This window comes from Rhodanobacter spathiphylli B39, from assembly GCF_000264295.1.
Lineage (GTDB): Bacteria > Pseudomonadota > Gammaproteobacteria > Xanthomonadales > Rhodanobacteraceae > Rhodanobacter > Rhodanobacter spathiphylli.
This window is the reverse complement of the sequence record NZ_AJXT01000003.1, coordinates 1-25,758: the sequence shown is the minus strand read 5'-3', so window position 1 is coordinate 25,758 and position 25,758 is coordinate 1. Positions and strand designations below refer to the sequence as shown.

Genomic DNA, 25,758 nt, shown 5'->3' with positions numbered 1-25,758 from the left:
CTCCCCCGGGCCTCGATGCCCCTGCCATGCCGCGGGTGAGGTTATGCGCCCGGGCGTCGCCCGCGGCAAGTGCCGTCGGCGGCGTGGAAGCCGCGCCGCGGTGTAGGCGCATCCGCCGTGGTTTGCGATGATGGGCGTTGTCGTCCATCGTTGTGGCCATGAACAAGCTGATCTCCGCTCCCGGCCGCATCGCGCGGCGCATCCTGCCGTTCCCCCGCAGGCGCAAGCCGGGCGCCTCGACGCAGGCGATGCCGTTCTTCGCGGTGCCCGCCGGCGCCATCGCCACCCTGCCTGACCCGGCTGCGTTCCGGCAGACCCTGCTGCGACTCATCGGCCAGGCTACCCGGCGCATCGTGATCGTGGCCTTGTACCTGCAGGACGACGATGCCGGCCGTGAAGTGCTCGATGCGCTTTACGCGGCGAAGGCGCGCGCGCCGGATCTGCAGATAGCCGTGTTCGTGGACTGGCATCGCGCCCAGCGCGGCCTGATCGGCAAGCAGAAAAGCGCGGGCAACGCGGGCATGTACCGCGAGTACGCGGCGCGGCTGGGGCCGGGGGTGGAGATCTACGGCGTGCCGGTGCAGAACCGCGAACTGTTCGGCGTGCTGCATCTGAAAGGCTTCGTGATCGACGATGCGGTGCTCTACAGCGGCGCCAGTCTCAATGATGTCTATCTCGCTCGGCATGGGCGCTACCGGCTCGACCGCTATCACCTGCTGCAGCACGCCGGCCTGGCCGACGCGATGGCCGGTTTCGTGCAGAAGCATTTCAACGGCAGCGATGCGGTGCGGCGCCTGAACGTGGCGGACGTGCCCTCGACGAAGTCGTTGCAGCCGGCGATCCGCGAATTCCGCCAGGCATTGCAGCGGGCAAGCTACGAGGTGCCGCAGGCCAGCCTGGTCGACGGCACGGTGGCGGTGACGCCCCTGCCGGGCTTCGGCCGCAGCGACAACACGCTGAACGAGGTGCTGCTCGACTTGCTGCGTGGCACGCGCCAGCGACTGATCGTGCTGACCCCTTACTTCAACCTGCCGCGGCCGGTGCGCGCGGTGCTGGGCCAGCTGCTGCGTCGTGGCTGCACGATCGACATCATGGTCGGCGACAAGACCGCCAACGATTTCTACATCCCGCCGGGCGAGCCGTTCAAGACCATCGGCCTGTTGCCCTACCTGTACGAAAACAACCTGCGCCGCTTCGCCCGCGCGCACCGCCGCCAGATCGACAGCGGCCAGCTCAACCTGCACCTGTGGCGCGACGGCGACAACAGCTATCACCTGAAGGGCCTGCTGATCGACGACGACGTGGCCGTGCTGACCGGCAACAACCTCAATCCGCGCGCGTGGTCACTGGATCTGGAAAACGCACTGATCCTGCGCGACCCGTCGCGCCTGCTGCAGGCACAACACGAAGCGGAGTGGGCGGCCTTGCGCCGGCACGCCACGCGACTGGTCGACTACCAGGCGCTGGAGAGCCCGCGGCAGTATCCGCCCGAGGTGCGCAAGCTGCTGAAGCGACTCAGCCGCAGCCAGCTCGACCACCTGCTCAACCGGCTGATGTAGGAGCGTATCCCGCGCGCGAACGCTTTTCGTGACGTGACGAAGAGCCATCGCGCATGGGTGCGCTCCTACGATGCCGCCAGCCGGCTCAGCCGCATCTCCAGCCAGTTCGACACGTTCGGCCATTCCCCGGCGAGGATGCTGAAGCACACGGTGTTGCGCAGGCTGCCGTCGACGCGGCGCCGGTGGGCGCGCAGGACGCCCTCGCGCTGCGCGCCAAGACGCTCGATCGCGCGCTGCGAATCCTCGTTCAATTCGTCGGTGTGGAAGGCCACCGCCACGCAGTCCAGGGCCTCGAACGCGTGCTCCAGCAGCAGCCGCTTGCAGGCGGTGTTGAGGTGGCTCTTCTGCCAGCGCTTCGCGTACCAGGTGTAGCCGATGGCGAGCCGTGGCAGCGCGGCGTCGATCTCGTAGTAGCGGGTGCTGCCAACGATCTCGCCGCTGCCGGACTCGCGGATCGCGAACGGCAGCATGTGGCCTTCGGCCTGGCCTTGCAGCGCCTTGGCCACGTAGTCACCGGTCTGCCCCGGTGCCGGGACGCTGGTGACCTGCAGGTTCCACAGCTCGCCGTCGGCGGCGGCCGCCTCCAGTGCCGGCACGTGTTCCAGGCTCAGCGGTTCCAGCACGACGTATTCGTCGTGCAGACGGATCGGGGCGAACGGGGTCATCGGGGATTCCAGTGGGCGCTCAGGCGTCGAGGTCGGGGATCAGCTTGCTCTCGAGCCGCGCGATGTGGTCCTTCAGCAGCAGCTTGCGTTTCTTCAGCCGGGTCAGCTGCAGCTCGTCGCGACCGATCGCCGAGGCGAGCTGGTCGATCGCGGCGTCGAGGTCGCGATGCTCCATCCGCAGCTCGGCGAGCAAGTGGACGATTTCTGCGTGATCCTGGACCTGCATGACGGTGATGAGGCTGGGCGGCGATTTCCCAAGTGTACCGCCGATTTGCCACGCCGATTTGCCGCCGTGCCCATGGATTCGGCCCGGCGGCGGCGAGGTCGCTACAATGGCAGGCTCCCGTTGCCGATCGCCCGACATGTCCGCCCCGTTGCCCATTTTCCGCCCACCCGCCGCCGACGGCGGCAAGCTGGCCCGGCGCCTGCGCCGCCAGGTAGGCCAGGCGGTGGGCGATTTCGGCATGATCGAGGAGGGCGACAAGGTGATGGTGTGCCTGTCCGGCGGCAAGGATTCGTACACCTTGCTGGACCTGCTGCTGCAGTTGCAGGCGAAGGCGCCGGTGCGCTTCGAACTGATCGCGGTGAACCTGGACCAGAAGCAGCCGGACTACCCGGAACATGTATTGCCGGACTACCTGACCGCCCGCGGCGTGCCGTTTCACATCATCGAGCAGGACACCTACAGCACGGTGACCCGGGTGATTCCCGCGGGGAAGACCATGTGCAGCCTGTGCTCGCGGCTGCGTCGCGGCGCGCTGTACACCTGGGCGGCGGCCAACGGCATCACCAAGATCGCGCTCGGCCATCATCGCGACGACATCCTCGCCACGTTCTTCCTCAACATGTTCTACCAGGCGCAGCTGAAGGCGATGCCGCCGAAGCTGCGCTCGGACGACGGCCGTCACGTGGTGATCCGCCCGCTGGCCTATTGCCGCGAGGACGACATCGCCGAGTACGCGGCGCAGCAGCAGTTTCCGATCATCCCGTGCAACCTGTGCGGCTCGCAGGACAACCTGCAGCGCCAGGCGGTGGGCCGGATGCTGGCCGAGTGGGAACGGCAGCAGCCCGGGCGCAGCGAGAACATCTTTCGCGCGCTGACCCATGTGTCACCCTCGCAACTGGCCGACCGCCAGCTGTTCGACTTCAGCTTCGGCGCCACGCCCGCCTCCGTCGCCTGGCCGGTCGACGGCACGGACGACACCGCCACCACGCAGGCCTGAACCCTCCCCGTCACCTCACTTCGAGTAACCGCCGTGTCCTACTTTGCATCCGTTGAAATGGCTCCGGGCGATCCGATCCTGGGTCTCACCGAGACCTACCTCGCCGATCCCCGGCCGGGCAAGATCAATCTTGGCGTGGGCATCTATGTCGACGAACAGGGCCGCATTCCGCTGTTGCCGAGCGTGCACGAGGTGGAGAACGCGCTGGCCGCCGCGGCCAAGCCGCGCGGCTACCTGCCGATCGACGGGCTGGCCGCGTACAACCGGCTGACCCAGCAACTGGTGTTCGGCGAAGCATCGCCGCTGCTCGCCGCCGGACGCGTGGCCACCGCGCAGACCATCGGCGGCAGCGCCGCGCTGCGCGTGGCCGCGGACCTGCTGAAGCAGGTCGGCGGCGCCGGCGCGAAGATCGCCATCAGCAACCCGAGCTGGGGCAACCACCACGTGGTGTTCCGCACGGCGGGTTTCGAATTGCTGGAATACCGCTACTACGATCCGGCCACGCACGGCCTGGATTTCGCCGGCATGCTGGAAGACCTGGGCAGGCTGGAGCCTGGCACCGTGGTGCTGCTGCACGCGTGCTGCCACAACCCCACGGGCGTGGATCTGGACGCGACGCAATGGACGCAGCTGATCGAGCTGCTGAAGGAGCGCAAGCTGCTGCCCTTCGTCGACATGGCCTACCAGGGTTTCGACCGGGGCACCGAACAGGACGCCACCGCGGTGCGCCTGCTGGGAGAGTCGGGCATCGAGGCCTTCGTGGTCGCCAATTCGTACTCGAAGTCGTTCTCGCTGTACGGCGAGCGGGTCGGCGCCCTGTCGATGGTCGGTGTCGATCGCGACGAGGCCGCGCGGCTGCAGTCGAAGGTCAAGCAGGTCATCCGCACGATCTACTCCAGCCCGTCGACGCACGGCGCCGCGCTGGTCGCCGGCGTGCTGGGCAGCAGCGAACTGCGCGCGCGCTGGGAGCAGGAACTCGGTGGCATGCGCGGGCGCATCCACGCGATGCGTGCGGGCTTCGTCGAGAAACTGGCCGCACTGGGCGCGCCGGACTTCGGCTTCATCAACCGGCAGGCGGGCATGTTCTCCTACTCCGGCCTGAGCAAGGCGCAGGTGCACCTTCTGCGCGACGAATACGCGATCTATGCCCTCGACAGCGGACGCATCTGCGTGGCGGCGCTGAACCAGGCCAACCTCGACACCGTGGCTGCGGCCGTTGCGCAGGTCATTCGCTGAACCCACCCAGGTTCTCGCGAGCGCTTGTCCATGGCGTTGACGTTGCGACTGGCGTGCGGGCGAGTGGAACTCCTGCACGCGCGTCGGCTTGTCTCAATTCACCACCAGGCCGAGCACGCGGGCGCGATCGACAGCATGGCGGCGGGTGCCGGCCGAAAGTTTCTGGAACAGGTTCTTCAGGTGCCATTTCACGGTCTCGGCACTGATGTCGAGGTGGCGTGCGATCAGCTTGTTCGACAGGCCTTCCTGCAACAGCTTGAGTATCTCCGCTTCCTTCGCCGTCAGCAGGCCGGGTTGCCGAGGCATCTGATCCGTTGAGGGCAAGGTGGCTGTCGGCGAAGCGGCTGGCTGGTCCGCACGCCCCACTATCCGCAGTCCGGTGCTGTTCCTGTGCAGCTCCACGGCCATCTGGACGGCCAGCGGATGGGTCTCGGCGAGCAGCCTGGCATTGCCGCCCAGGCTCGCCAGTGACAGCACTTCGCCCAGCGAGGCCAGTGCGGTGTCTGCATGTTGCTGACGTGCCACCACCGCGCGAAGGACCTTGACCGTCCAGCCATCACGAGTCCGTTGCAGTTGGCGGGCCAGCCGGTCCGCCGTATCCAGTTGCCGATTCGCGCTTGCCGCATCGTGACTCGCCAGCGCCGCGTAGGCCCTGGCGATGCTCGCCCCAAGCTGATAGTGCGGCAGCAACGGCAGCTGATCTTCCTGCTGGAACGCCGGCGCCAGCCGATCCAGCAGGGGCATCAGTTCGCCCACCATGTCGCTGCGTTCGGCCAGGGCGTGGATGCGAATCCTCTCGGCCAAACCGTGCAACTGCAATCGCGGCAAATGCCGGCGGCTGGCCAGGGCATCGAGGCTGTCCAGTGAATGCAGCGCGCGCCGCTCATCACCCTGGCCGAGGGCGATCCGCACCAGGGTGCGATACGCGGTCAGAATCGCATCGGGGTAGCTGCTCTCGATGACGTCGAGGCGGTTGGCGAGCAGTGCCTGCGCCGCGGCGAGCTGGTCGCGCTCCAGCAGGGCAGCGGCGAGCACGGCGGCATACAGACACGCGACCGTGCTGCGTCGTCCATCCTCCTTTTCCGCCAATGCCAGCGCAGGGCGCAACACGGCCTCGGCCTGATCGGCGTGGCCATCCCTGAGATGGCTCAGCCCGGTGATGGAAAGGGCCGATGCCGCCGCCAACCGCATGGAGCCGGCGCGTCCATACGCCGCTATCTTTGCGGTGGCGGTACGGACATCGGCGCTCGAACCCGTATGCAGCGTCAGCAGAGCACTGCAGTTCAGGGGCGCGACAAAGTACAGGGGGTCCACGATCAGTCCGGGCAACTGTGGCCATCGGGACAGCAACTGCGGCAGCAGACCCAGGTTGTCGGCATAAATCGCCGCGCCGCCGGCGACGCGCAATGCCAGCCAGAGCAGCCGGGGCGACGTCGCCGGGTCGTTGGCGATGTCTAGGGAGATCCGCAACGCTTCCGCATTGCCGTCGCCGAGCGCGTTCACCCATGCCGCGACCAGCCGCAGCGACACGTTTTCGGCAAGGACCTTCGGCGGGATGCGATCCAGCCATTCGCGCGCCTCGGCCAGTTTTCCCTCGGTGCCGAGCGCCCACAGCGATTGCGCCGCGTAGGTGTGGGCGAGGGCTTCATCCCCGGCCGCCAGCGCGTGGCCCGCCGCCTCGGAAAAGCGCCCGTGCGAGGCCAGCCAGCGGGAGGCGCGGACATGGAGTTCTACCCGCTCGGCCGCTGGCAACTGTTCGAACCGGCCCATCAGGAAATCCCTGGCGAGCGGATGCAGGCGAACCCAGTCGCTGGTTTCGCCCACCATCATGATCGGCGTTTCCAGGATCAGATGGTCGAGCCGGCCTGCCGCGTCCGCGCAACCCGTCACGGCCTCGCAGAGCTCCGCGTTCATGTGCCCGAGGATGGCGGAGCGGACGAGGAAGTCGGTGGTGTGCGGGGGCAGGCGTGAAAAGAGCGATTCCACGAAATAGTCCTGCAGACTTTCCCGACGGGCGGAGAACGTGGCAATGGCCGCGGACGGATCGGCCTCACGCTCGATCTTCGCGATGGCGAGCTGCAGGCCGACCGGCCAGCCCTCGGTCAGGTCGTGCAGCTTCGCGCGCAGGTCCAGATCCAGGCGCGGTCCAAGTCGGCGTTCAAGTATCTCGATCGATTCGTCGAACTGCAGCCGCAAGTCGTCTGTTTTCAGCACGGCGAAATTGCTCTTCGCAGCGAGTTCGCTGGTCTGCAATGGCAGGGGCGTTCTCGACCCGATCACCACATGCAGATTCGCCGGCGCATTCAGCAGCAGATACTGGATCGCTTCGTGCACGGTCGCCGCGGGCAGCCTTTCCGCGTCATCGATCATGAGCACCGTTTCGGCCTGCAGCTGGGCGATTTCCGCCAGCAACGCCGTCAGCGCCTCGACCTGCTGGCCGATCCCGCTCGCGTACTGGTCGGCAATGATGTCGAACGCCTTCCGCCCGCTTGCGCGGCGGATGGCCTGCAGCAAGCCTTCAACGAATCGGGTCGGCTGATCCTGCGCATCGGCCCCCAGCCACGCCACCAGGGCCTGCTCTTCCATCCAGCGCCGCCGCCACTGCAGCAACAGCGTGGTCTTGCCGAAGCCGGCCGGCGCGACAACGGCGATCACGGTCCGCTCGTGCATCTCGTCCAGGAACTGCAACAGCCGTTCCCGATCCAGCGCATTGCGTGGAAGGCGCGGTGGCGTGGTCTTCAGGATGATGTCGGGTGCGGACATCCGCGCAGATTACTCGATCCCCCAGGCGCCGGCGTGGCGCTGCCGCACCCTGCCGCGCGCCGTTCGCGGCAGGGCGAAGATCGGCTGTCGTGCCCGGATTTCCGCTGATTCGGGGGCTTGGCGCGGGCGCACCCCCCGCACACCCGGATGCCCCCCCCTTGTTGGGGGGTGTGGCGTGGCCCGGGAAGTCGTTCTACTCGGGGGTGCATGCCTGACCGTGGCGGCGGCCAAGGGCCCGTCCACGCAGGATCGTCAACTCGGGGGAGTCAGATGTCTTTGAAATGCAAAGTGCTGCCAATGGCAGCAATGGTCTTCTGTGCCAGCCAGGCGCACGCTGTCGACACGGCGCAGGCAGCCGTCAATCGCGCTCTCGATCTGGTTCACAGCCATGGCGCCTCGGCGCGCGCCTCGGTCAACGATCGCTACACCAGCCGCGGGGTGCTGGTCGACGCGGACGGCACCGAACATGTGCGCCTGGAGCGGACCTACAACGGCTTGCCGGTGATCGGTGGCGACCTGGTCGTGCACTCGCGCAACGGCAGCTATCGTTCCACCTCCGTCAGCCAGGGCGCGCCCCTGAATCTGTCGATCCGGCCGGTGGTCGGGTCGGACGAGGCCGCGGTCATCGCCGGCGCGGAATTCGGCAGCGGGTTCGTCGGGATGCCGGAGCGCACGCTGTCGGTGTATGCACGTGGCCACGGTGCGCCGCGACTGGCCTGGCGGGTTCGCATGCACGACGCGCAGGCCGACATGACCTACATCGTCGATGCCCGCACGGGTGCGCTGATCGAGCGCTGGAGCAACCTCGAAACGACCGCCGTCACCGGCCAGGCGAAGACGCTGTATTCGGGCACGGTCCCGCTGGTCACCAACTCGGTCATCGGCGGCTACGAGTTGCGCGATCCGACCCGCGGCAGGATGCGCACCATCGATGGCTCCAACAGTCGCACCTCGGGCCAGATCTACAAGGACAGCGACAACGTCTGGGGCAACTCCACGACGCTGGACCTGGCCACCGCCGCCGCCGACGCCGAATACGGCGCTTCGATGACCTGGGACTTCTACAAGACGACCTTCGGGCGCAACGGCATCGGCGACGACGGCAAGGGTGCCTACAACCGGGTGCACTACGGCACCAAATACAACAATGCGTTCTGGTCGGACGCCTGCTTCTGCATGACCTACGGCGACGGCGATGGCGTCAACGTCGGTCCCCTGGTCGCGCTCGACATCACCGGCCACGAGATGAGCCACGGCGTCACGGCGCGCACCGCGGGCCTGATCTACTCGGGGGAATCCGGCGGGCTGAACGAGGCCAATTCGGACATCCTCGGCAGCATGGTCGAGTTCTACGCGAACAACAGTCACGACACGCCCGACTACATGATCGGCGAGTCGATCGTCCCGGCCAACGTACCCGGCAGCCCGGGCCAGCACGCGCTTCGCTACATGTGGAAGCCCAGCCTGGACGGCCGTTCGCCCGACTTCTACGTGAGCAACATCGGCAGCCTGGACGTGCACTATTCGTCGGGCGTGGCCAATCACTTCTATTACCTGCTGGCCGAGGGCACCACGCCGAAGACCTTCAGTGGCGTGGTCCACAGCTCGCCGACCATCAACGGCGCAAGCCTGCCCGGCATCGGGCGGACCAAGGCGCAGAAGATCTGGTATCGCGCGCTGACGGTGTACTTCACCTCCAGCACCGACTACGCCGCTGCCCGCGTCGCCACCATCCAGGCGGCGAAGGACCTGTACGGAGCCACGTCGGCCGAAGCGAATGCGGTTGCCGCCACGTGGACCGCGGTCAACGTGCTGTAAGCGGCCAGCTGCGGCGCGATCGCCACCAGGCCAACCATCACCGCCGGCGCGGGACCAGCCAGGTCCCGCGCCGGATCGATAGCCGATAGTCGGGGACACCATGAACCAATCCACGCAGCGCGGCGCACCGCCCAGAACGCGCGTACTCGCCAGCCAGCCCGTTGCCCCCATCAGCCGCGCGATTCGCGCGGCCCTGGCCGTATCGGCCACCATGCTGACCCTGTTTGCGCCCGCCGCGAGCTGGGCTGCCGATAGCGGCACCTGCAGCTACGACGCCGTCAGCAATACGTACGCCTGCAACGGTGATTTCAGCCAGCCGATTGCCGATGCCGGTTTCATCCCGCCGGCTGACCTGACGGTCGTACTGGGTGACCAGCTGCCGAGCAGCGTGCATCCGGACGCCGGGTACATCGGCATCGACGCGGCGTGGGCTGGCGACATTTCCATCCTGGTCAATGCCGGCAGCAGCATCCAGACCGCGGGCGCCGACGGCATTCATGCCTATGGTTCCGATGCCACGACCCGGGTGTCCAACTACGGCAGCATCGGCACGGCGGTAACCGCCGAGGATGCCGAAGCGATGGACATCGGTGGCGTGCATGACGTCACCGTCGTCAACGGCGGCAGCGTGCTCGCGAGTGACGCCGACGGCGGTCATGACGTCATCGGCGCCAGCGTGTTCTCCGACTATGGCAGCGTCCAGTTCGACAATCTCGCCGGGGCCGTGATCGGCGCCAGCGCCTACGACGGCAGTGCCACCGCACTGCTGGCAGCCAGCCAGGGCTATTACGGCCAGCTCGCCATCAGCAACGCAGGCGTGATCAACGCTGACTCGATCCACGGCGATGCCAGCGGCATCGTCGCCTCGGCGGCCAGCCAGGGCTACGCGAACATCCAGAACAGCGGCAGCGTCCAGGCCAGCGGCTACGCCAGCGCCGTGGGCATCGAAGCCTACGGCGAGTACAGCAGCACGGTCGACAACAGCGGCGATGTCGGCGCCGCCGCCAGCGCGGCGGGCGGTGCGACGGCCTACGGGGTGAGCAACCTCTCCTATCACCTGTCCTACCTCTACAACGACGCGCCTGGCACGATCACGGCCACGGCCCATGCCGGCTACGGCGGAGCGGTGGCGGTGGGTGCCTATGTCGTGGGCGGCGATGTCAGCACGCTGCACAACGACGGCAGCATCACCGCCAGCGCGAAGAGCGACTTCGGCTCCGCGCAGGCATACGGCGCCGTGGTCGAGGGCTACAGCGGGGTCGGCCTGCTGATCAGTGGCGGCGATGTCGACGCCAGCACCGTGGCGGGCATCGGCGGCTACGCGCAGGCCACCGGCGACCTGGTGGTCGCGGCGGTGGCGAGCATCTTCAACGATGGCAACGCCAGCGCCACGGCCACCGCCGGCGCCGCCGGCGTCGCGATCGCCACGGGCCTGCACGCCGAGGGCACCAACACGGCGATCAACAGCTATGGCGACGTGAGCGCCACGGCCAAGGCCGTGGGTGGCGCAGCCAGCGCCACCGGTACGTATGCCTACGGTCATTCGGGCTCGGCATCCTTCTACAACACCGGGGACATCTCGGCGCAGGCATCCGCCTATGCCGGCGTGGCCGAGGCCACCGGGGTCAACTCGATCGGCATCTACAACGCCTACGCCACCAACCTGGGAACGATTTCCGCCACGGCTTCGGGTGCCCAGGCGACCGCCGCCGGCGTGGTCAACCAGTCGTATTTCGAGGCGGCCACCAGCAACGCCGGCCGGATCACCGTGACGGCATCGGGCACCGTGGCGCCTTACGGTCAATATGAAGCGGTGGCGGTGGGCGTCTACACGTTCGCCACGATCTACGATGCCATCGTCGACAACAGCGGCTCGGTTTCCGTCACCAGCTCCGCGCTGGCCGATATCGACGACACCGGCGGCTTCCTGGTGGCCAAGGCGATTGGCGTGCGCGCGGTGAATCCCGCTGGCTACGGCGAAGCGCTGGTGACCAACACCGGTGACGTCGGCGCCTCGGCGGTCACCGGTCAGGGCTATGCGTCGGCCTGGGGCGCCATCGCCCAGTCCGGTTCCTACGGCTACGGCCAGGCAGAGATCGACAACGACGGTTCGATCGCGAGCAGCGCCCAGTCGGGCGCGGGCAACTCGGTGACCATCGGTGCGTACGCGCACAGCGGAAGCACGGCGATCATCGTCAATCACGGGGACATCAGCGCCACGTCGCAGGCCGGGCGTGGCATTCCCTACGTGTCGCTCGCCACCGCGTACGCCACCGGCGCCCAGGTGTACGGATTCGCCTATGGCGGCGGCGAAGCCAGCATCAGCAACGACGGCAGCATCGAAGCCGACGCGTCCCTCGCCGGCGGCATCGTTGCCGCGACCGCGCTGAAGACTTTCGGATCGAGTTCCACGGTCGACAACGCCGCGGGCGCCACCATTGCCGCCACGGCCGAAGCCACCCTGTTCGGCGGCGTCGGCGCGGTGGCCGTCGAAGCCGGCGGACTCTACGGCGTCGCCGTGGCCAACGACGGCAACATCAGCGCATACTCACGTGCACACGCCTATGCCGACGGTGTGCACGACTATTACGGCGCCAGCCGCGCCATGGCCGTCGAGGCCATCGCCAACTACCGGGGCAACGTGTCCGTGGTGAACCACGGCGACATCGCGGCCCACGCGGTCGCCGAAAACGGCATCACCTTCTTCAATGCCGGCGCGGGCGCCACCGGCGTGAGCACGTATGCCAAGTACGCCGCGACGGTCGAGAACGCCGGCGACATCTCCGCCGTGGCCGAAAGCGAGCTGGGCATCGTCGGCGCCTACGGCGTGATGGGCCGCGGCAAGTACTACACCCATGTGGCCAACGACGCCGGGTCCAGCATCGTGGCCTCCGCCAGCACCGCCAGCCTCGCCAGCGACCAGTACGGTGGGCGCGCCGTTTCCTTCGGCACCCATGTCTTCGGCGCCGATCACGGCGTCACCTACAACGCCGGCAGCATCGTCTCGCACGCGGTCGTCACTGCCGACGGCGGCGAGAACGAAGGTCGCAGCCTGGCCAGTGCCTGGGGCAGCGCCGTCGGTGCCTATTCCTCGATCCAGACCGGCGAGGTGGTCAACGTCGGCGACATCGAGGCGGCCGCCTCGGCCGACTTCGGCTACGCAAACGCGTTCGGCACGTATGTGCTGTCGCACTACGATTCGAGCACGTCCAATGCCGGAAGCATCCAGTCGACCGCCAGGTCCGACCACGGCCACGCGTTCGCGGTCGGCAGCTACGCGTTTGCGCTGCACCAGCAGTACCACGTGGACTGCGACGAGAACGGCTATTGCGACTATTCCAACCCCACGTTCACCCCCGACGCCGGCACGGCTTCGCTCGACAACAGCGGCGGGATCATGGCGGTGGCCACCGCGCAAGGTGGCAGCGGACAGAGCTACGGCGCCTCGGTGCTCGGTGCCTTCGTTTCGGGCATCACCAACAGCGGGCACATCGGCGCCAGCGCCGACGCCGATGACGCACGCGCCGTCGGTGCCCTGACCAACAGCGTCTACGGCTACTCGACGGTGCAGAACAGCGGCAGCTTCGAGGCGATCGCATCCGGCGGGACGGCCAGCGCCAGCGGCGTGTTCGCCGCCGGCGCCTACGGCAACGCCGACAACGGCCAGTTCGCCGCGACGATCGACAACCAGGGCAGCATCCTGGCCAGGGCGACGGGCACGACTACGGCCACGGCCATCGGCATCGAATCGGTCGGCTGGAAGGATGCGGGCATCCGCATCGACAACGGTGGAACGATCGGTGCGGCCGCCTACGGCGCGGACGCCACCGCCACCGCGGTGTCGATGGATGCCCGTGGCGCCAACGTGCTGACCAACACCGGCAGCATCGCTGCCTACGGTGACGGCACGCGGATCGCGGTCTCGTCCGGCATCGGTGCGACGGCCACGATCGCCAACCAGGGCTCGATGATCGGTGCGGTCGTCACCGGCGACCTCGATGACAGTTTCGACAACGCGGCCGGCGCCAGCTGGCAGGCCATCGGCAGCTCCGATTTCGGGGCGGGCGACGACCACGTGGTGAATCGCGGCACGCTGTTCATGGCCGATGCCTCGATCAGCCTTGGCGGATACGTCAACGGCAACACGTTCGACAACTTCGGCACGATCAGCGTGTCCGGCGCCACCAACCTGATCGACATGGACAACCCGTTCCCGGTGTCCAACAACGGCGTGATCAGCTTCGTCGATGGCGCGCCCGACGACGTGCTGACCGTGGCAGGCGATTTCGCCGGCCAGGGCTCGCTCGATGTCGACGTCAGCGGGCTGCACCAGACCGGCGACCGCCTGTACGTCGATGGCAACGTGATCGATTCGACCCGCCAGGTCATCAACGTGAACCTGATCGACATGCCGACCACGCCCACGGTCGACATTCCGCTGGTCATCGCGAGTGGCACCTTGGGCGGAAGCTTCACGCTGGGGCAGACGCAATCGCAGGCCCGGGGTTTTGTTGCGCTGGATTTCGGCCTGAAGACGGCCGGTGGCACGACATCGCTGGTGATGGACGTCACCGGCCTGAACGCTGCCGGTTCACTGGCGTCCGCCCTGACGCCGGGTGCGCAGAGCCTGGTCAATGCGGAAGTGGGCACCTGGCGTCAACGCATGGGCGTGGTGCCGGAGCAGGGCAAGCGTGGGCTGGCACCGTGGGTGCGCACGTTCTCCGACAGTGGCGACATCCGCCCGGGAAGCAGCAGCAATTTCGGCGCCAGTGGCAACGCCGCGTTCCACCAGACCAATCGGGGCCTGGAGTTCGGGCTCGATACGCGCCTGTCCGACCATCTGTCGGCAGGCGTGCTGATCGGCAAGTCCGATGGCAGCCAGCGCATGGCCGACGGCAGCGGCTCCGATCGTCTGGACGGCAGGACGTTCGGCCTGTACGGCACGTGGATGGCGGACAACAGTTTCTACTTCGACGTTTCGCAGCGCTGGACCGGCATCAAGGCGCACCTGCGCTCGGGGATGGTCGCCACCACCACGGACGCCGACGCGGCAGTCTTCAACGTCGAGGCCGGCGTCACCGCGTGGACCCTGGCCGGTGTCCATGTCATGCCCCAGCTGCAGTACACCCGCACCCGCATCGAAGGCATCTCGTCGCTGCACCTGCAGCAGTCGGATTTCGTCGATCACGGTGGCGTGTCATCGCGTGGCCGCGCCGGCCTGGCTTTCGACAAGACCATCCAGGGCGCGCGCTTCAGCTGGACCCCTTATGGCTCGGTCAATGCCGTGCGCGAATTCAGGGGCAATCACAGCTACGCGATCAACGGCGGCCTGCTCGGTGCCACCAGCACCCGGGGTACCAGCGCGATGGTCGAGCTCGGTCTGGGTGCGCGTCGGGGCGGCCTGTCGCTCACCGGTGGCGTGAACTGGACCGATGGCGGCGCGCTGCAGAACGTTCTGGGTGGGCAGTTGGCCGTGCGTTACAGCTGGTAAGGCCGGACACCTCCGGCCGCGCAGTTTTTTGAAGTCCGCCCCGACAGCCGGGGCGGACGTGAGGAGTAGCAATCGTGGTCAAGAAAGCCATCCCGGGGCAGGGCAGCCCGGAATCCATCGACGAGAACGACAACGGAGCGGTGCTGCAGACAGTGGACGCCGGGCCCGTGGCCGCCGCCGTGCCGGCGCCACCGCCGCCAGCGGGCAAGCCGGCGCTCGACCTGATGAACCTGAAGGTGGAGAAGAGCTGTTCGCGCGGCCTCGCCAGCTGGCTCGCCGGCAACAAGCTTTCACTGGCAATATCGTCCTACCAGAGCGGACGCCTGTATCTGGTCGGCAGCGATCCCCAGGGACGCGTGTCGTTTTTCGAGCGCATCTTCGAGCGGGCGATGGGCATCGTCGGCAACGCCCAGCGGCTCTACCTCGGCGGCCTCTATCAGCTGTGGCGCTTCGAGAACGTGTTGCGCCCGGGCGAGTCGATCCACCAGCAGTTCGACAAGTGCTACGTGCCGCGCAACGCGCAGACCATCGGTGACCTGGACATCCACGAGCTCGGCATCCGCAGGAACGGCAAGGTGGTTTTCGTCAACACGCGCTATTCGTGCCTGGCCGAACTCAGCCAGACCCACAGCTTCAAGGCGATCTGGAAGCCGGATTTCGTCAGCAAGCTGGCACCGGAGGATCGCTGCCACCTCAACGGCCTGGCCATGGTCGATGGCGAGCCGCGATACGTGACGGCGGTGTGCCGCGGCGACAGTGTCGACGGCTGGCGCGATCGGCGGCATGACGGCGGCGTGGTGATCGACATCACCACCAACGAGATCGTCTGCGAAGGTCTGTCGATGCCGCACTCGCCGCGCTGGGCCAATGGCAAGTTGTGGTTGCTCAACGCCGGCACCGGCCACATCGGCTGGGTCGATTTCGCGGAACGGAAATTCGTGCCACTGGCCTTCGTGCCCGGCTTTGCGCGGGGCCTGTCGATCATCGGCAACGTCGCCGCCATCGGTCTTTCCAAACCGCGCAACCAGCGCTTCGAAGGGTTGCAGCTCGACGAGGAACTGCGCCGGCGCGACGCCGATCCCTGGTGCGGCGTGCAGATCGTCTCGCTGGGCAACGGCGACGTGCTGAACTGGATCCGCTTCGAGGGCGACATCAGCGAGATCTTCGACATCTGCTTCCTGCCCAAGGTGCGCAACGCGATGGTGGTCGGCGTGCGTACGGCGGAGATCCGCGAGCTGATCACCTTCGAGTCCGAACTCGAAGGCGCGGAGGCCGCTCCATGAGCCTGGGCAAGCTTCCCGGTACGGTGGCGACCGCCCTGGTACTGTGCGCAGCCAGTGCGGCCACGTCCGCCGCGCCCGCTGCCGCGACAGGCGGGGTCGCCACCGCCCCGCTGCCGCCGCCGGCGACGACGGCAGCGTCGATTTTCCATGCGGTGGACGCCAACAAGGACGGCGCATTGTCGCCGCAGGAGTTCGCCGCGGGATACGCCGCCGTGCAGCGGCTGATGACCCTCGAAATCCGCTTGCGCGAACAGTTCGGACGGGTCGATGCCGATCACGGCGGCTCCATCGACGCCGGCGAATACGCCAGGCTGATGCTGGTCAGGCGCGCGGGTGCAGCCGCTCCGCCGCTGGCCGCATTCGACGCCGACGGCAACGGATCGCTGAACTTCGCCGAGTACGTGGCCGCGATCCGCCGACTGGCCGCGCTGCGGCCGGCGCCCGCGCCTGCGGGGAAATAGGGGAAAGCCATGTCGCACCCATCCGCGGACGTCCGCCCGAATGCCGATCCCTCCTTCGAGATCATCCCGGTCTGGCGGAATGTCTCGCCCGGGGTGATCGCCGAGCTGTCCGGCCTGTGGGCGCAGACCGGTGCGATTGGCGATCCGGCCAGCGCGGCCACGCGCGGGCAGCAGGCGGTATGCATCGGTCGCGACGCCAGTGGTGCAATTTGCGCGGTGGGCACTGCGGTCATCCGGACCCTGCCACGGCTGCGCCAGCCGATGTACTTCTATCGCCAGTTCTTCGCGCCGGGGTTTCGCGGCCAGCGGCAGACCGTGCCGTTCTTCAGGCGCGCGTGCGACATCCTGCAGGCCCATGACGCGCAGCTCGCTGTCCCCGAGGCGCTCGGTGTGCTGGTGGAACTGGAGAACACCCTGCTCGCGGCACGCTACGTCCACGCCTGCGACCCGCATTCCGGCACCACCTTCATCGGCTACTCGCCACGGGGGCTGCAGTTGCGGGTCTCCTACTTCGACCACGCCCGCCTGTTCCCGCCCGCCCTGCCGGGCCGGCGCCGCGAAGGCCGCCTCCCGACCCGGGAGTGAAGGGCTCCGGCCGGCCAACATCCCCGCTGCTATAGTTCGGGGTCAGCATGGCGGGCGCGAGGCATCGACATCCTTCGCGCGGACTTCCACATCACGGGAATCTCCGCGCCGGACGCGACTTGCCCCCACTGCGTGCCCTTCAACTACCGAGTTTTCATGCATGGCCACAGGCAGCAACGTCTTCTTCCGCAATCTCACCCTGTTCCGTTTTTCCCCCGCCGTTGCCACTGATCTCGACCGCCTCGACGAGGCGCTGGCCGAACATCGCCTGCGCCCGTGCGGTCCGCTGGAAATGTTCACCAAGGGTTTCGTGCCGCCGGTCGGGCGCGGCGAGGGCGAGCCGCTCACGCATTCGGTGAAGAAATGCACCGTGCTAACCGTGGGCGGCGAGGACAAGCTGCTGCCGGCCGCGGTGATCAATGACGAGCTGCATCGGAAGGTGCAGAAGATCGCCGAGGAAGAGGGACGCAAGGTCGGCGGCCGCGAGCGCAAGCGGATCAAGGAAGACCTGCTCAACGAACTGCTGCCGCGCGCCTTCGTGCGGCAGTCGCGGATGTCGGCCTATGTCGACAAGAAGAACGGCTGGCTGGTGCTGGACACCTCCAGCCGCAAGTCGGCCGAGAACGCGCTGAGCCAGGTGCGCGAGGCGCTGGGCAGCTTCCCCGCGGTGCCGCTGGCGCCGGAGGAAGGCCCGCGGGTGCTGATGACCGACTGGCTGGCCACCGGCAACCTGCCGGCCGGGCTGGCGCTGGGCGACGAGTGCGAGCTGCGCGACCCGGCCACCGCCACGGGCGCGATCGCCCGCTGCCGCCGGCAGGACCTGGACGCCGAAGAGGTCAAGGAGCACCTGCGCAACGGCAAGCAGGTGTTCATGCTCGGTCTCACCTTCGATGAGCGGATCAGCTTCGTGCTGGGCGAGGACCTGATCATCCGCAAGCTGAAGTTCCTCGACGTGGTGATGGACGAGATGGGCGACAGCCAGCAGGACGCCCAGGCCGAACTGGACGCCAGTTTCGCCCTGCTGACGCTGGAACTGGAGCGCCTGCTGGGCAAGCTGGAAGAGTGGTTCGGCCTACCGCGCCCGGCCGATAGCTGAACGAAATATCCATACCCGTTTCACCCGCGCCCGCGCCATACTGGCAACCCCGTCGCTTTCCGGCGACGGGGTTCCCCGTTCGATCTACATGAGCCCAGGCAAGAGCAGGCAGGATCATGGCGCAGCATCTGGAAGGCGACTGGCTGGAACTGGCCACGGTAGGCGGCAGCCTGATCCGGGTGCTGAAGTCCGCCCATCCGCGTGCGCGCCGCCTGCGACTGACCATCACGCCGCAGGGCGCGCGGGTGACCTATCCGGTCGGCACCCATCCGGCCCAGGTCAACGCCTTCCTGCGCAACCATGCCGAGTGGCTGGAACAGAAGCTCGATGAGCTGAACCTGATCGTCGAGCCGCTCCCGCCGCTGCGGGTAGGCTATCCCTGCAACTTCCCGCTGCGCGGCGAGATGGCCGCGCTGGACTGGGCCGAGGGTCCGTATCCGCGGATCGAGGCGCATGCCGGCGGGCTCACCCTGGTGATCCCGCGCCCGCACACCCGCGCGCTGCCGATCGCCCGCGGCCTGCTGGCCTCGCACCTGGAATCGCTGATCCGCCGCGACGTCTCGCGCTGGCTGGCCGCGTACGTGCCGCTGCTGGGGCTGGCGCCCACGTCGCTGCGCATCCGTCCGATGAAAAGCCTGTGGGGCAGCCTGGATACGCGCGACCGCATCAACCTCGACCTGGCGTTGGCGCTGGCACCACCGGCGGCGCTGCGCTACGTGCTGGTGCACGAACTGTGTCACCTGAAGGTGCGCAACCATTCGCCGCGGTTCTGGGCCCAGGTGGAAAACCTGCTGCCCGGCTGGCGCGAGCAGCGTGACTGGCTGCGCCAGCACGGCGCCATCCTCAAGGCCGAACTCGACCGGCTGGTCGACGACGTGGCCGACTGAGCCGGCGTTCGGCGCGCGCCGCCTTGCGGGCTGCCGCGGATACCTTGATCATCACGGCCTGCCGACAACGCGGCAGTCGACACTTGGTGGAGCAGACCATGCCATTCCCGACCCAGAGCGTGCTCAATGCGTCGTGGATTCTCTTCGTGGCGTACTGGATCTGGAGCGCACGCAAGGTCAAGAACACCCGTCGCACGGAGCCGGCCGTGTCGCGCTTCCTCAAATACTGGCTGCCGCTGCTGCTGGCGGCGCTGCTGCTGGAGCCGGGCCGCCTGTACGAAGGCGGCGTGCTGGCGGCGCGCTTCGTGCCCGCGGCCGGCTGGGTCGTGGCGCTGGGTACGCTGATGACCGCGGCGGGGCTGCTGTTTGCCTGCTGGGCGCGCCACGTGCTGGGCAACAACTGGAGCGCCGTGGTGCAGGTCAAGCAGGACCACGAGCTGATCGAAAGCGGCCCGTACGGGCTGGCGCGCCATCCGATCTACACCGGCCTGCTGCTGGCCCTCCTGGGCACGGCGGTGGCGCTGGGCGAATGGCGCGGCCTGCTGGCGTTCGCCATCGTGGCGGTGTCGTTCTGGTACAAGCTGCGCCTGGAGGAACGCTGGATGCGCGAGCAGTTCGGCGCGGCCTATACCGACTACATGCGGCGGGTGAAGGCGCTGGTCCCCGGCGTTTTCTGAAGGCCGACGTCCTGCGGCTGCGCGTGTCCCGAGCGATCCGGTCAAGCACGCGGCGCATTCGCATCCGGGCGGGCAGTGTCGGGTCGGCTGGTCTTGCGTCGCCGTCCCGGGGCGCTCGATGCCCTCGCCACGGCGTGCCCGGGCACGCGGAAAAACCGGCGCGGGGAAACCCCCGCGCGTTCAGCCCTTCCTGGGCTGGCGCACGTACTTCGTGCCCAGCAACACGTCCCACAGCGACGAGGTCACCCCGAAATTGGTTTCGGGATGGTAGTGGTGCACGTGGTGTGCCCCGGCCCAGCGGCGCAGCAGCGGCTGCTTGAAGCGCACGTGGTGGATGATGAAGTGGCTGAGGCCGTACAGGATGTAGCCGAAGGTGATCGAGCTGGCCAGCAGCAGGGCGAAGCCGGTCGGCATGACCAGCACGAACACGCCGGCAAGGACCAGCAACACCACCGGCGGCAGGAAGAACGGCAGCGAGTCGTAGCCCAGCGGCCGGGCATGGTGCAGGTCGTGGCCCTGGGTGAACAGCGGGATGCGCGTGTGGAACAGCCAGCGATGGAAGAAGTATTCGATGAAGCTGAAGGCGAACAGGCCCAGCCCCAGCGCCAGCAGGGCAGTGAGGGCGCCGCCATCGTGCTGGCGCCAGCCCGATACCAGCAGCAGCAGGCACAACGCGCTGTCGATCGCCACCTCGGCCCAGTAGTTGGTCCGGGTCGAGGACATTCGCACGATGGCATCCACGCCGGTGCGCCAGAGGCTTTGGTTCATCGGTCGCTGCATTGTTCCCTTGCCACGCGTGGATACGCCGGAATGCGGCGCGATAACCTCATTCTCCCATGTTGTCACGTGCAATTCACGACAACCAGGCCGCATTAACGGTGTCTATTCAGTATTCCCGGGCCGCCGGCACCCGCCGTCCGCTTAAAGTCTGTGAAGAAAACCACTTCCCGTGGTTTTCTTCTATCGCGAGTCCGGCGCATGTCCGGACTCGCTCACATGAAACAGTCACTTGCGTGACTGTTTCATGCTCGGCCGTCCTTGGCCGACCTGAGAGTTGAAAAATCACAACCTCTCAGTGCGACAGGGCGAAGCCGGTGAGGATCTGCGCGGTCTGCTCGGGCTTTTCCAGCATCGGCATGTGATTGCAGCCGTTGATGGTGCTGCTGCTGATCGCGCTGGAGGCACTCAGGCCGTTGCGCAGGCTGTCCAGCGCGGAGATGTCGACGATGCGGTCGTCGTGGCACCACAAGCCCAGCACCGGCATGCCCAGCTGGCCCAGCCGGTTCTGCACCGCAAGATATTCCGACGGATCGCGCAGCGCATTGAAGTTGCGTTCGATGAACGCCCGGTCGCGCCGGTTGCGCTTGACCATGACGTCGACAAAGCGCCCCGGCAGGTCGAGCGGCTGCTCGAACGCCAGCGAGGTGGCGCGCTCGAAGCCGGCGCGATCGTCGTAGACGAACGGGTTCCTGCCGGCCAGCACCTCGCGGTCGAACGCATTCTGCTTGCCCTTGAGGCCGAACGCATCGACCAGCGCCAGGCTGGCCACGTGCTCGGGATGTTCGCTGGCGTATACCGCGGCGATCGCGCCGCCCATCGAGTGGCCGACCAGCACGAAACGCTGCAGGCCCAGCGTGTCGACGAAACTGTCCAGCCGCGCCGCCTGCGACTCGACGGTGTAGCTGGCGGCGCTGTCGCGCGAGGAATCGCCCCAGCCGGGCAGGTCGGGGATGATCAGGTGGAAGTGCGGCGTGAGCTCCCTGGCCACCTTCAGCCACACGCTGCGATCCGCGGCAAAACCGTGCAGCAACACGATGGTGGGACCCTCGCCGCCTTCGTCGTAGACCCAGCGCGTATCGCCCGCCTGCACCGAATGCGTCTCCAGGTGCGCCGCCATCGCCTCGCGCTTGATGTTCGCCTGCAGCAGCCATTGCGGCGCGAACAGGTAGCTGCCGCCCAGCACGATCACCAGCAACGCGACCAGCCACGCCAGGAATTTCAGCCGGCGCAACAGCATGCGTTTCCATAACGGGGTGGCGGTACTTGTCGATGGCTGCATGGAGGTTCTGCGTCGTTCGTTAGTGGGAACTGCTCCCTCCCCTGCAAGGCAGGGGAGGGCTGGGGAGGGGTCAGCCTGGTTACTTCGCCTTCTTCGCCTTGGCGATGATGTTCTCCACCACCTGCTGGGTCAGCGGGTGGTAGCCGTCCTTCGCCTTCGCGTAGACCTGCTCGGCCCAGGCCAGCCCTTCGGGCGTTTTCACGAAGGCCCGGTACAGCGGGGTGGTGAGGTACATGCGGCCGATCCGGGTCATGTGCTCGGCGGCGGCACTCCACACGGCCCTGTCGCCGGCGGCGATCGCGTGGCTGTACCAGCGCATGCCGATTTCCGCGTTCGGCGTGCCGGTGAGATGCCACGCGGCGTCCAGTTCCTGCATCTTCGCCAGCGGCGGCGCGTCCGGCAGACGGTCGAGGAAGTACATCCACTCCTGGGTGTTCCAGCCCTTCGCATCGAGCGAGCCGGCGGCCAGCGAGCCGGCGAGGAAGTCGCTGCGCTCCTTGTCGATCGCGTTGAAGCGCGGCGACTCGGGCAGCGGCGCATCCTTCGGAATGCCTTCGCCGTAGACCCAGGCCTTCACCTCGTCCCAGCTCATCTTGCCGGGATACTTCTCGATCAGGTTCGGCTTCATGTAGTCGAGCATCTGCTCGGTGGTGATGCTGTGCCAGGCGAAGTGGGCGAAATAGCCCTTGAGGTAGTTGTCGAAGTTCTCGCGGCCGAAGCGCTGCTCCAGCGTGCGCAGGAACCACGAGCCCTTGTCGTAGGCCACGTCGGACAGCGAATCGTCGGCGCCCACGCCCCGCGGATCGGGCGCCAGCTTCTGCGAGTTGGCCGGCATCTCGCCGATGCCCTTCTGCAGCGCGCGCGCCGACAGCAACGCCTCCTCGTCGGCCAGCGGCTTGCCGTACACCGCCTCGGTGATGCGGCCCTGCACGTAGGTGGTGAAACCCTCGTTGAGCCAGATGTCGCGCCACGCGGCGGACGTCACCAGGTTGCCCGACCACGAGTGCGCCAGCTCGTGCGAAACCAGCGAAACCAGGCTCTTGTCGCCGACCAGCACGGTCGGCGTGGCGAACGTCATGTTGGGGTTTTCCATGCCGCCGTACGGGAACGACGGCGGCAGCACCAGGATGTCGTAGCGGCCCCAGGCATACGGGCCGTACAGCTGTTCGGTGGTGGCGATCAGCTTCTCGGTGTCCTCGAATTCATGCGCGGCCTTGTCGACCACCGACGGCTCGGCATAGACGGCCGAACGCGGTCCGGTTTCCTTCACCGCGATGTCGCCGGCGCCGATCGCCAGCAGGTAGGACGGGATCGGATGCGGCTGGTCGAACTTGAAGTCGCCGTCCAGCGGATGCTTCGCGTCGTTGATCGCGCTCATCACCACGCGCACGTCCTTCGGCGCCTTGACGCGGGCGTCGTAGGTGAAGCGGATCGCCGGCGAATCCTGCAGCGGCACCCACGAGCGAGCGTGGATCGATTCGGACTGCGAGAACATGAAGGGCAGCTTCTTGTCCGCCGTCTGCGCCGGGGTCAGCCACTGCAGGCCGGTGGCGGTCGGCGCGGTGGTGTAGACGATGCGCACCTGCGCCGGATGCTTCGGCGCGCTGATCGTCAGCTTGCTGCCCAGCTGCTTGTCGCGCGGCGAAAGAATGTATTGAAGCCGGGTTGCCTTGCCGTCGGCGGCCAGCGCCTCGATCTTCGCGATCTTCAGGTCGCGCGTGTCCAGCACCAGCGACTGCGCCCGCGGATTCTTCCAGTCCAGCTTCAGCGTGGCCTGGCCGTCGAGCTGCCTGTGCGGAAAGTCGATCGTGAGGTCCAGATCCAGATGGGTCACCCGCACCTGGTCGGGCTGCGCGTAGGAATTCGGATCGTTGGCGTAAGCGGCCAGCGGCAGGATCAATGCGCCGAAGGCGAAGGCGGGAAGAAGTCGCATGGAGAAACTCTCGGGCCGGAAAACCCGAGTATGCCATTGCTGCCGTTGGCGCCGCCCGTGACGAAAGCCGTGGCTGAGAGTTTGTGAAGAAAACCACGGTCCTGTGGTTTTCTTCTATCGCACGTCCGGTACGTGCCCGGACGTGCTCACGCGAATCAGTCACTTGCGTGACCGATCCGCGGTCGGCCCCTCCTTGGCCGACCTGAGAGGTTGAAAAACTCACAACCTCTCAGGGCAGTTCGTTCGCCGAATGCGGGTCGATCGCGTACGGATGCATCTTCGCGAGGAAGCCCGGCTGCGCCTCGACCCGCGCCACCCATGCGCGGAAATGCGGGTACGCCTGCAACGACAGGTCGGCTTCTTCCGCGCGGCTGGCGTAGGCGAACAGCGCGATGTCGGCGATGCCGTAATCGCCGCCGGCGATGAAAGGCCGCGTCGCCAGCTCGTTCTCGAGGATCTCCAGCGTGCGCGCGGCGGCGCGGCGTTTCGTCGCGATCAGTTCTGCCGAGCGACGCGCCAGCTTGCCGGTCATCGTCCAGTGGCGCAGCGCGCCGATCACCGACTCCACCCGTTCCTGCTCGAAGCACAACCACTGCTGCACCCTGGCGCGGCCGAACGCATCATCCGGCAGGTACGGCGTGCCGCCGGCGAGATACATCAGGATCGCATTCGACTCGGCCAGCACCCGACCATCGTCCAGCTCGATCGCCGGCACCGTGCCGGTCGGATTGATGCGCCGGAACTCCGCGCGTTGGCCCTCGCCCTCGAAGATGCTGACCGTCACCGTGCGGTACGGCCGATCGAGATGATGCAGCAACTGGCGCACCTTCCAGGCGTTCTGAGAGGGCAGGTAGTCGTACAGCGTGAGCATGGGAAATTCCGTCGCGAAAGGTGGGGCGATATTGATCGACGCGACGAGCTCGCGATATCCGTTTCTTGCGGGAGAGTTGCCCAGTGCGCGGTGGCTGCCTCGTCGGCCGCCACCGACTTGACTTGCCCCATCACAAGCGGTTCCATGAGAAACCCGTTACGCAACGCAGCGGGCTGACAGGGGAAGCAGGGAATGATGTTCAAGCCACAAGGACGGTTGGCCCGTCTATGCCTTTCTGTATTCGCGGTACTGTCCTTATCCAGCGCACTGCATGCGCAAGTGACGCCCGAGGACGAATACAAGAAGCTTGTTCGCGTCAACGAGGACATCCAGCCGCTGGGTGAGAACCCTTTCGGCGAGCAGGTCGGCCTTTACAACGGCAGCCTGTCATTCGAGCAGACCGATATCAGCCTCGCCGGCAAAGGTCCCGTGCTGTAGCTTTCACGCTCGTACCATCTGCGAGAGGCGAAGGAGTCCGAGTCCATCGACGGCGCCTTCTCCGATTGGGATATCGATATCCCGCGTATCACCACGATGACGGCCAACCAGGCCAACGTCACCGGGTGGGAGATCAATCAGCCCAACAGCAACGCGCGATGCACCCTGTTCGGGCCGCCCCCTACCGTCGCCGCGCAGGTGGGTGGGGCGGATTGGGAGCCGATGACCTGGTGGACCGGTTACCAACTCATCGTTCCGGGCAGCGGAAGCCAGGATCTGCTCCGTCGTGCGGCCGAGAACACTCTTTCGCCGACCATGGTTGGAAAAGCGTTCCCCATCGTCACCCGGCAGAACTGGATGGTCAGTTGCGGTGTGCAGACGGACGACGGTGTCAGTGGCGAAGGCTTTACGGCCGTTACGCCGGATGGCACGACGTACACGTTCAACCATCTCGTTTATCGCTGGGCACCCAGCATGACCCGCCCCTTCGGCTCCAATCCCATGAATCTGCAGGCTTCCGGCATGCAGTCGATGGCGGCGCTGGATGATCTCCTGCGTCGTCGCCAAGCGTCGATGCTGGTCACGCACGTCGAGGACCGTTTTGGTAATTACCTGGATTACACCTATGACGGGGCGAATCTCCAGTCGATTACCGCAAGCGATGGCCGCGCACTGAACCTTACCTATGTATCGGGGCGAGTTCAATTCTGAAG

Annotated in this window: 20 protein-coding genes; 13 read left to right on the top strand and 7 right to left on the bottom strand. The window is 67.0% G+C overall.

The genetic code is table 11. The features are described 5' to 3' along the window. Window positions 1-158: 158 nt before the first annotated feature. Complete coding sequence (pssA, locus tag UU7_RS00210; RefSeq protein ID WP_007804206.1) at window positions 159-1,559, top strand: CDP-diacylglycerol--serine O-phosphatidyltransferase; 1,401 nt, start codon at window positions 159-161, stop codon at window positions 1,557-1,559. A 65-nt stretch (window positions 1,560-1,624) separates the two neighbouring features. Here the strand turns inward: pssA and UU7_RS00205 are convergent, their stop codons facing one another. Next, window positions 1,625-2,224, bottom strand: coding sequence for a GNAT family N-acetyltransferase (locus UU7_RS00205; protein ID WP_007804204.1), 600 nt, complete (start codon window positions 2,222-2,224; stop codon window positions 1,625-1,627). Window positions 2,225-2,243: 19 nt separating this feature from the next. Further along, window positions 2,244-2,450: a YdcH family protein gene (locus UU7_RS00200; protein ID WP_007804203.1), complete on the bottom strand. Its 207-nt coding sequence runs from the start codon at window positions 2,448-2,450 to the stop codon at window positions 2,244-2,246. Window positions 2,451-2,586: 136 nt separating this feature from the next. Here UU7_RS00200 and ttcA point away from each other — a divergent pair, with 136 nt between their 5' ends. Together ttcA and UU7_RS00190 are read left to right on the top strand one after the other, a co-directional pair. Then, the gene (gene ttcA, locus UU7_RS00195; RefSeq protein WP_007804201.1) at window positions 2,587-3,447 is read left to right on the top strand and encodes a tRNA 2-thiocytidine(32) synthetase TtcA; all 861 of its coding nucleotides are present in this window, start codon (window positions 2,587-2,589) and stop codon (window positions 3,445-3,447) included. Between the two features lie 33 nt (window positions 3,448-3,480). Next, the gene (locus tag UU7_RS00190) at window positions 3,481-4,683 is read left to right on the top strand and encodes an amino acid aminotransferase (RefSeq protein WP_007804199.1); all 1,203 of its coding nucleotides are present in this window, start codon (window positions 3,481-3,483) and stop codon (window positions 4,681-4,683) included. Window positions 4,684-4,776: 93 nt separating this feature from the next. Here the strand turns inward: UU7_RS00190 and UU7_RS00185 are convergent, their stop codons facing one another. Then, a complete protein-coding gene (locus UU7_RS00185) occupies window positions 4,777-7,446 on the bottom strand; it encodes a winged helix-turn-helix domain-containing protein (protein WP_007804197.1) in 2,670 nt (889 codons plus the stop codon). Between the two features lie 297 nt (window positions 7,447-7,743). On the opposite strand from UU7_RS00185, the gene UU7_RS00180 reads away from it, so the two are divergent. The 8 genes from UU7_RS00180 to UU7_RS00145 all read left to right on the top strand — a co-directional run bounded on the left by UU7_RS00180 (window position 7,744) and on the right by UU7_RS00145 (window position 19,744). After that, complete coding sequence (locus tag UU7_RS00180) at window positions 7,744-9,264, top strand: M4 family metallopeptidase (protein ID WP_162098626.1); 1,521 nt, start codon at window positions 7,744-7,746, stop codon at window positions 9,262-9,264. Window positions 9,265-9,364: 100 nt separating this feature from the next. After that, the gene (locus tag UU7_RS00175) at window positions 9,365-14,755 is read left to right on the top strand and encodes a hypothetical protein (RefSeq protein ID WP_007804194.1); all 5,391 of its coding nucleotides are present in this window, start codon (window positions 9,365-9,367) and stop codon (window positions 14,753-14,755) included. Between the two features lie 74 nt (window positions 14,756-14,829). Continuing rightward, complete coding sequence (locus UU7_RS00170) at window positions 14,830-16,038, top strand: TIGR03032 family protein (protein WP_007804192.1); 1,209 nt, start codon at window positions 14,830-14,832, stop codon at window positions 16,036-16,038. Beyond that, window positions 16,035-16,499, top strand: coding sequence for an EF-hand domain-containing protein (locus UU7_RS00165; RefSeq protein ID WP_007804190.1), 465 nt, complete (start codon window positions 16,035-16,037; stop codon window positions 16,497-16,499). The genes UU7_RS00170 and UU7_RS00165 overlap by 4 nt, the downstream gene beginning before the upstream one ends. Window positions 16,500-16,508: 9 nt before the next feature. Beyond that, entirely contained in the window at window positions 16,509-17,084 is a 576-nt protein-coding gene (locus UU7_RS00160) for a hypothetical protein (protein WP_007804188.1), read from the top strand. A gap of 160 nt (window positions 17,085-17,244) precedes the next feature. Beyond that, window positions 17,245-18,180 carry a recombination-associated protein RdgC gene (locus UU7_RS00155; RefSeq protein ID WP_007804186.1) on the top strand — a complete coding sequence of 312 codons (936 nt, stop codon included), beginning with the start codon at window positions 17,245-17,247 and terminating at the stop codon, window positions 18,178-18,180. A 116-nt stretch (window positions 18,181-18,296) separates the two neighbouring features. Further along, window positions 18,297-19,067 (top strand): M48 family metallopeptidase, encoded by a 771-nt coding sequence (locus tag UU7_RS00150; protein WP_007804184.1) that lies wholly within the window; start codon window positions 18,297-18,299, stop codon window positions 19,065-19,067. Window positions 19,068-19,165: 98 nt separating this feature from the next. Next, complete coding sequence (locus UU7_RS00145) at window positions 19,166-19,744, top strand: methyltransferase family protein (RefSeq protein WP_050981394.1); 579 nt, start codon at window positions 19,166-19,168, stop codon at window positions 19,742-19,744. A 180-nt stretch (window positions 19,745-19,924) separates the two neighbouring features. On the opposite strand, the gene UU7_RS00140 is transcribed toward UU7_RS00145, so the two are convergent. The 4 genes from UU7_RS00140 to UU7_RS00125 form a co-directional block, all read right to left on the bottom strand. Further along, on the bottom strand, window positions 19,925-20,512 hold the full coding sequence (locus tag UU7_RS00140) for a sterol desaturase family protein (RefSeq protein WP_007804180.1): 588 nt from the start codon (window positions 20,510-20,512) through the stop codon (window positions 19,925-19,927). A gap of 304 nt (window positions 20,513-20,816) precedes the next feature. Then, window positions 20,817-21,761: an alpha/beta fold hydrolase gene (locus UU7_RS00135; RefSeq protein ID WP_007804178.1), complete on the bottom strand. Its 945-nt coding sequence runs from the start codon at window positions 21,759-21,761 to the stop codon at window positions 20,817-20,819. Window positions 21,762-21,882: 121 nt separating this feature from the next. Further along, the gene (locus UU7_RS00130) at window positions 21,883-23,736 is read right to left on the bottom strand and encodes a M1 family metallopeptidase (RefSeq protein ID WP_007804176.1); all 1,854 of its coding nucleotides are present in this window, start codon (window positions 23,734-23,736) and stop codon (window positions 21,883-21,885) included. Window positions 23,737-23,965: 229 nt separating this feature from the next. Then, a complete protein-coding gene (locus UU7_RS00125; RefSeq protein ID WP_007804174.1) occupies window positions 23,966-24,607 on the bottom strand; it encodes a glutathione S-transferase family protein in 642 nt (213 codons plus the stop codon). Window positions 24,608-24,799: 192 nt separating this feature from the next. On the opposite strand from UU7_RS00125, the gene UU7_RS18140 reads away from it, so the two are divergent. Further along, the gene (locus UU7_RS18140) at window positions 24,800-25,045 is read left to right on the top strand and encodes a hypothetical protein (protein ID WP_162098625.1); all 246 of its coding nucleotides are present in this window, start codon (window positions 24,800-24,802) and stop codon (window positions 25,043-25,045) included. A gap of 96 nt (window positions 25,046-25,141) precedes the next feature. Continuing rightward, window positions 25,142-25,756 (top strand): hypothetical protein, encoded by a 615-nt coding sequence (locus tag UU7_RS00120; RefSeq protein WP_007804173.1) that lies wholly within the window; start codon window positions 25,142-25,144, stop codon window positions 25,754-25,756. Window positions 25,757-25,758 lie beyond the last annotated feature (2 nt).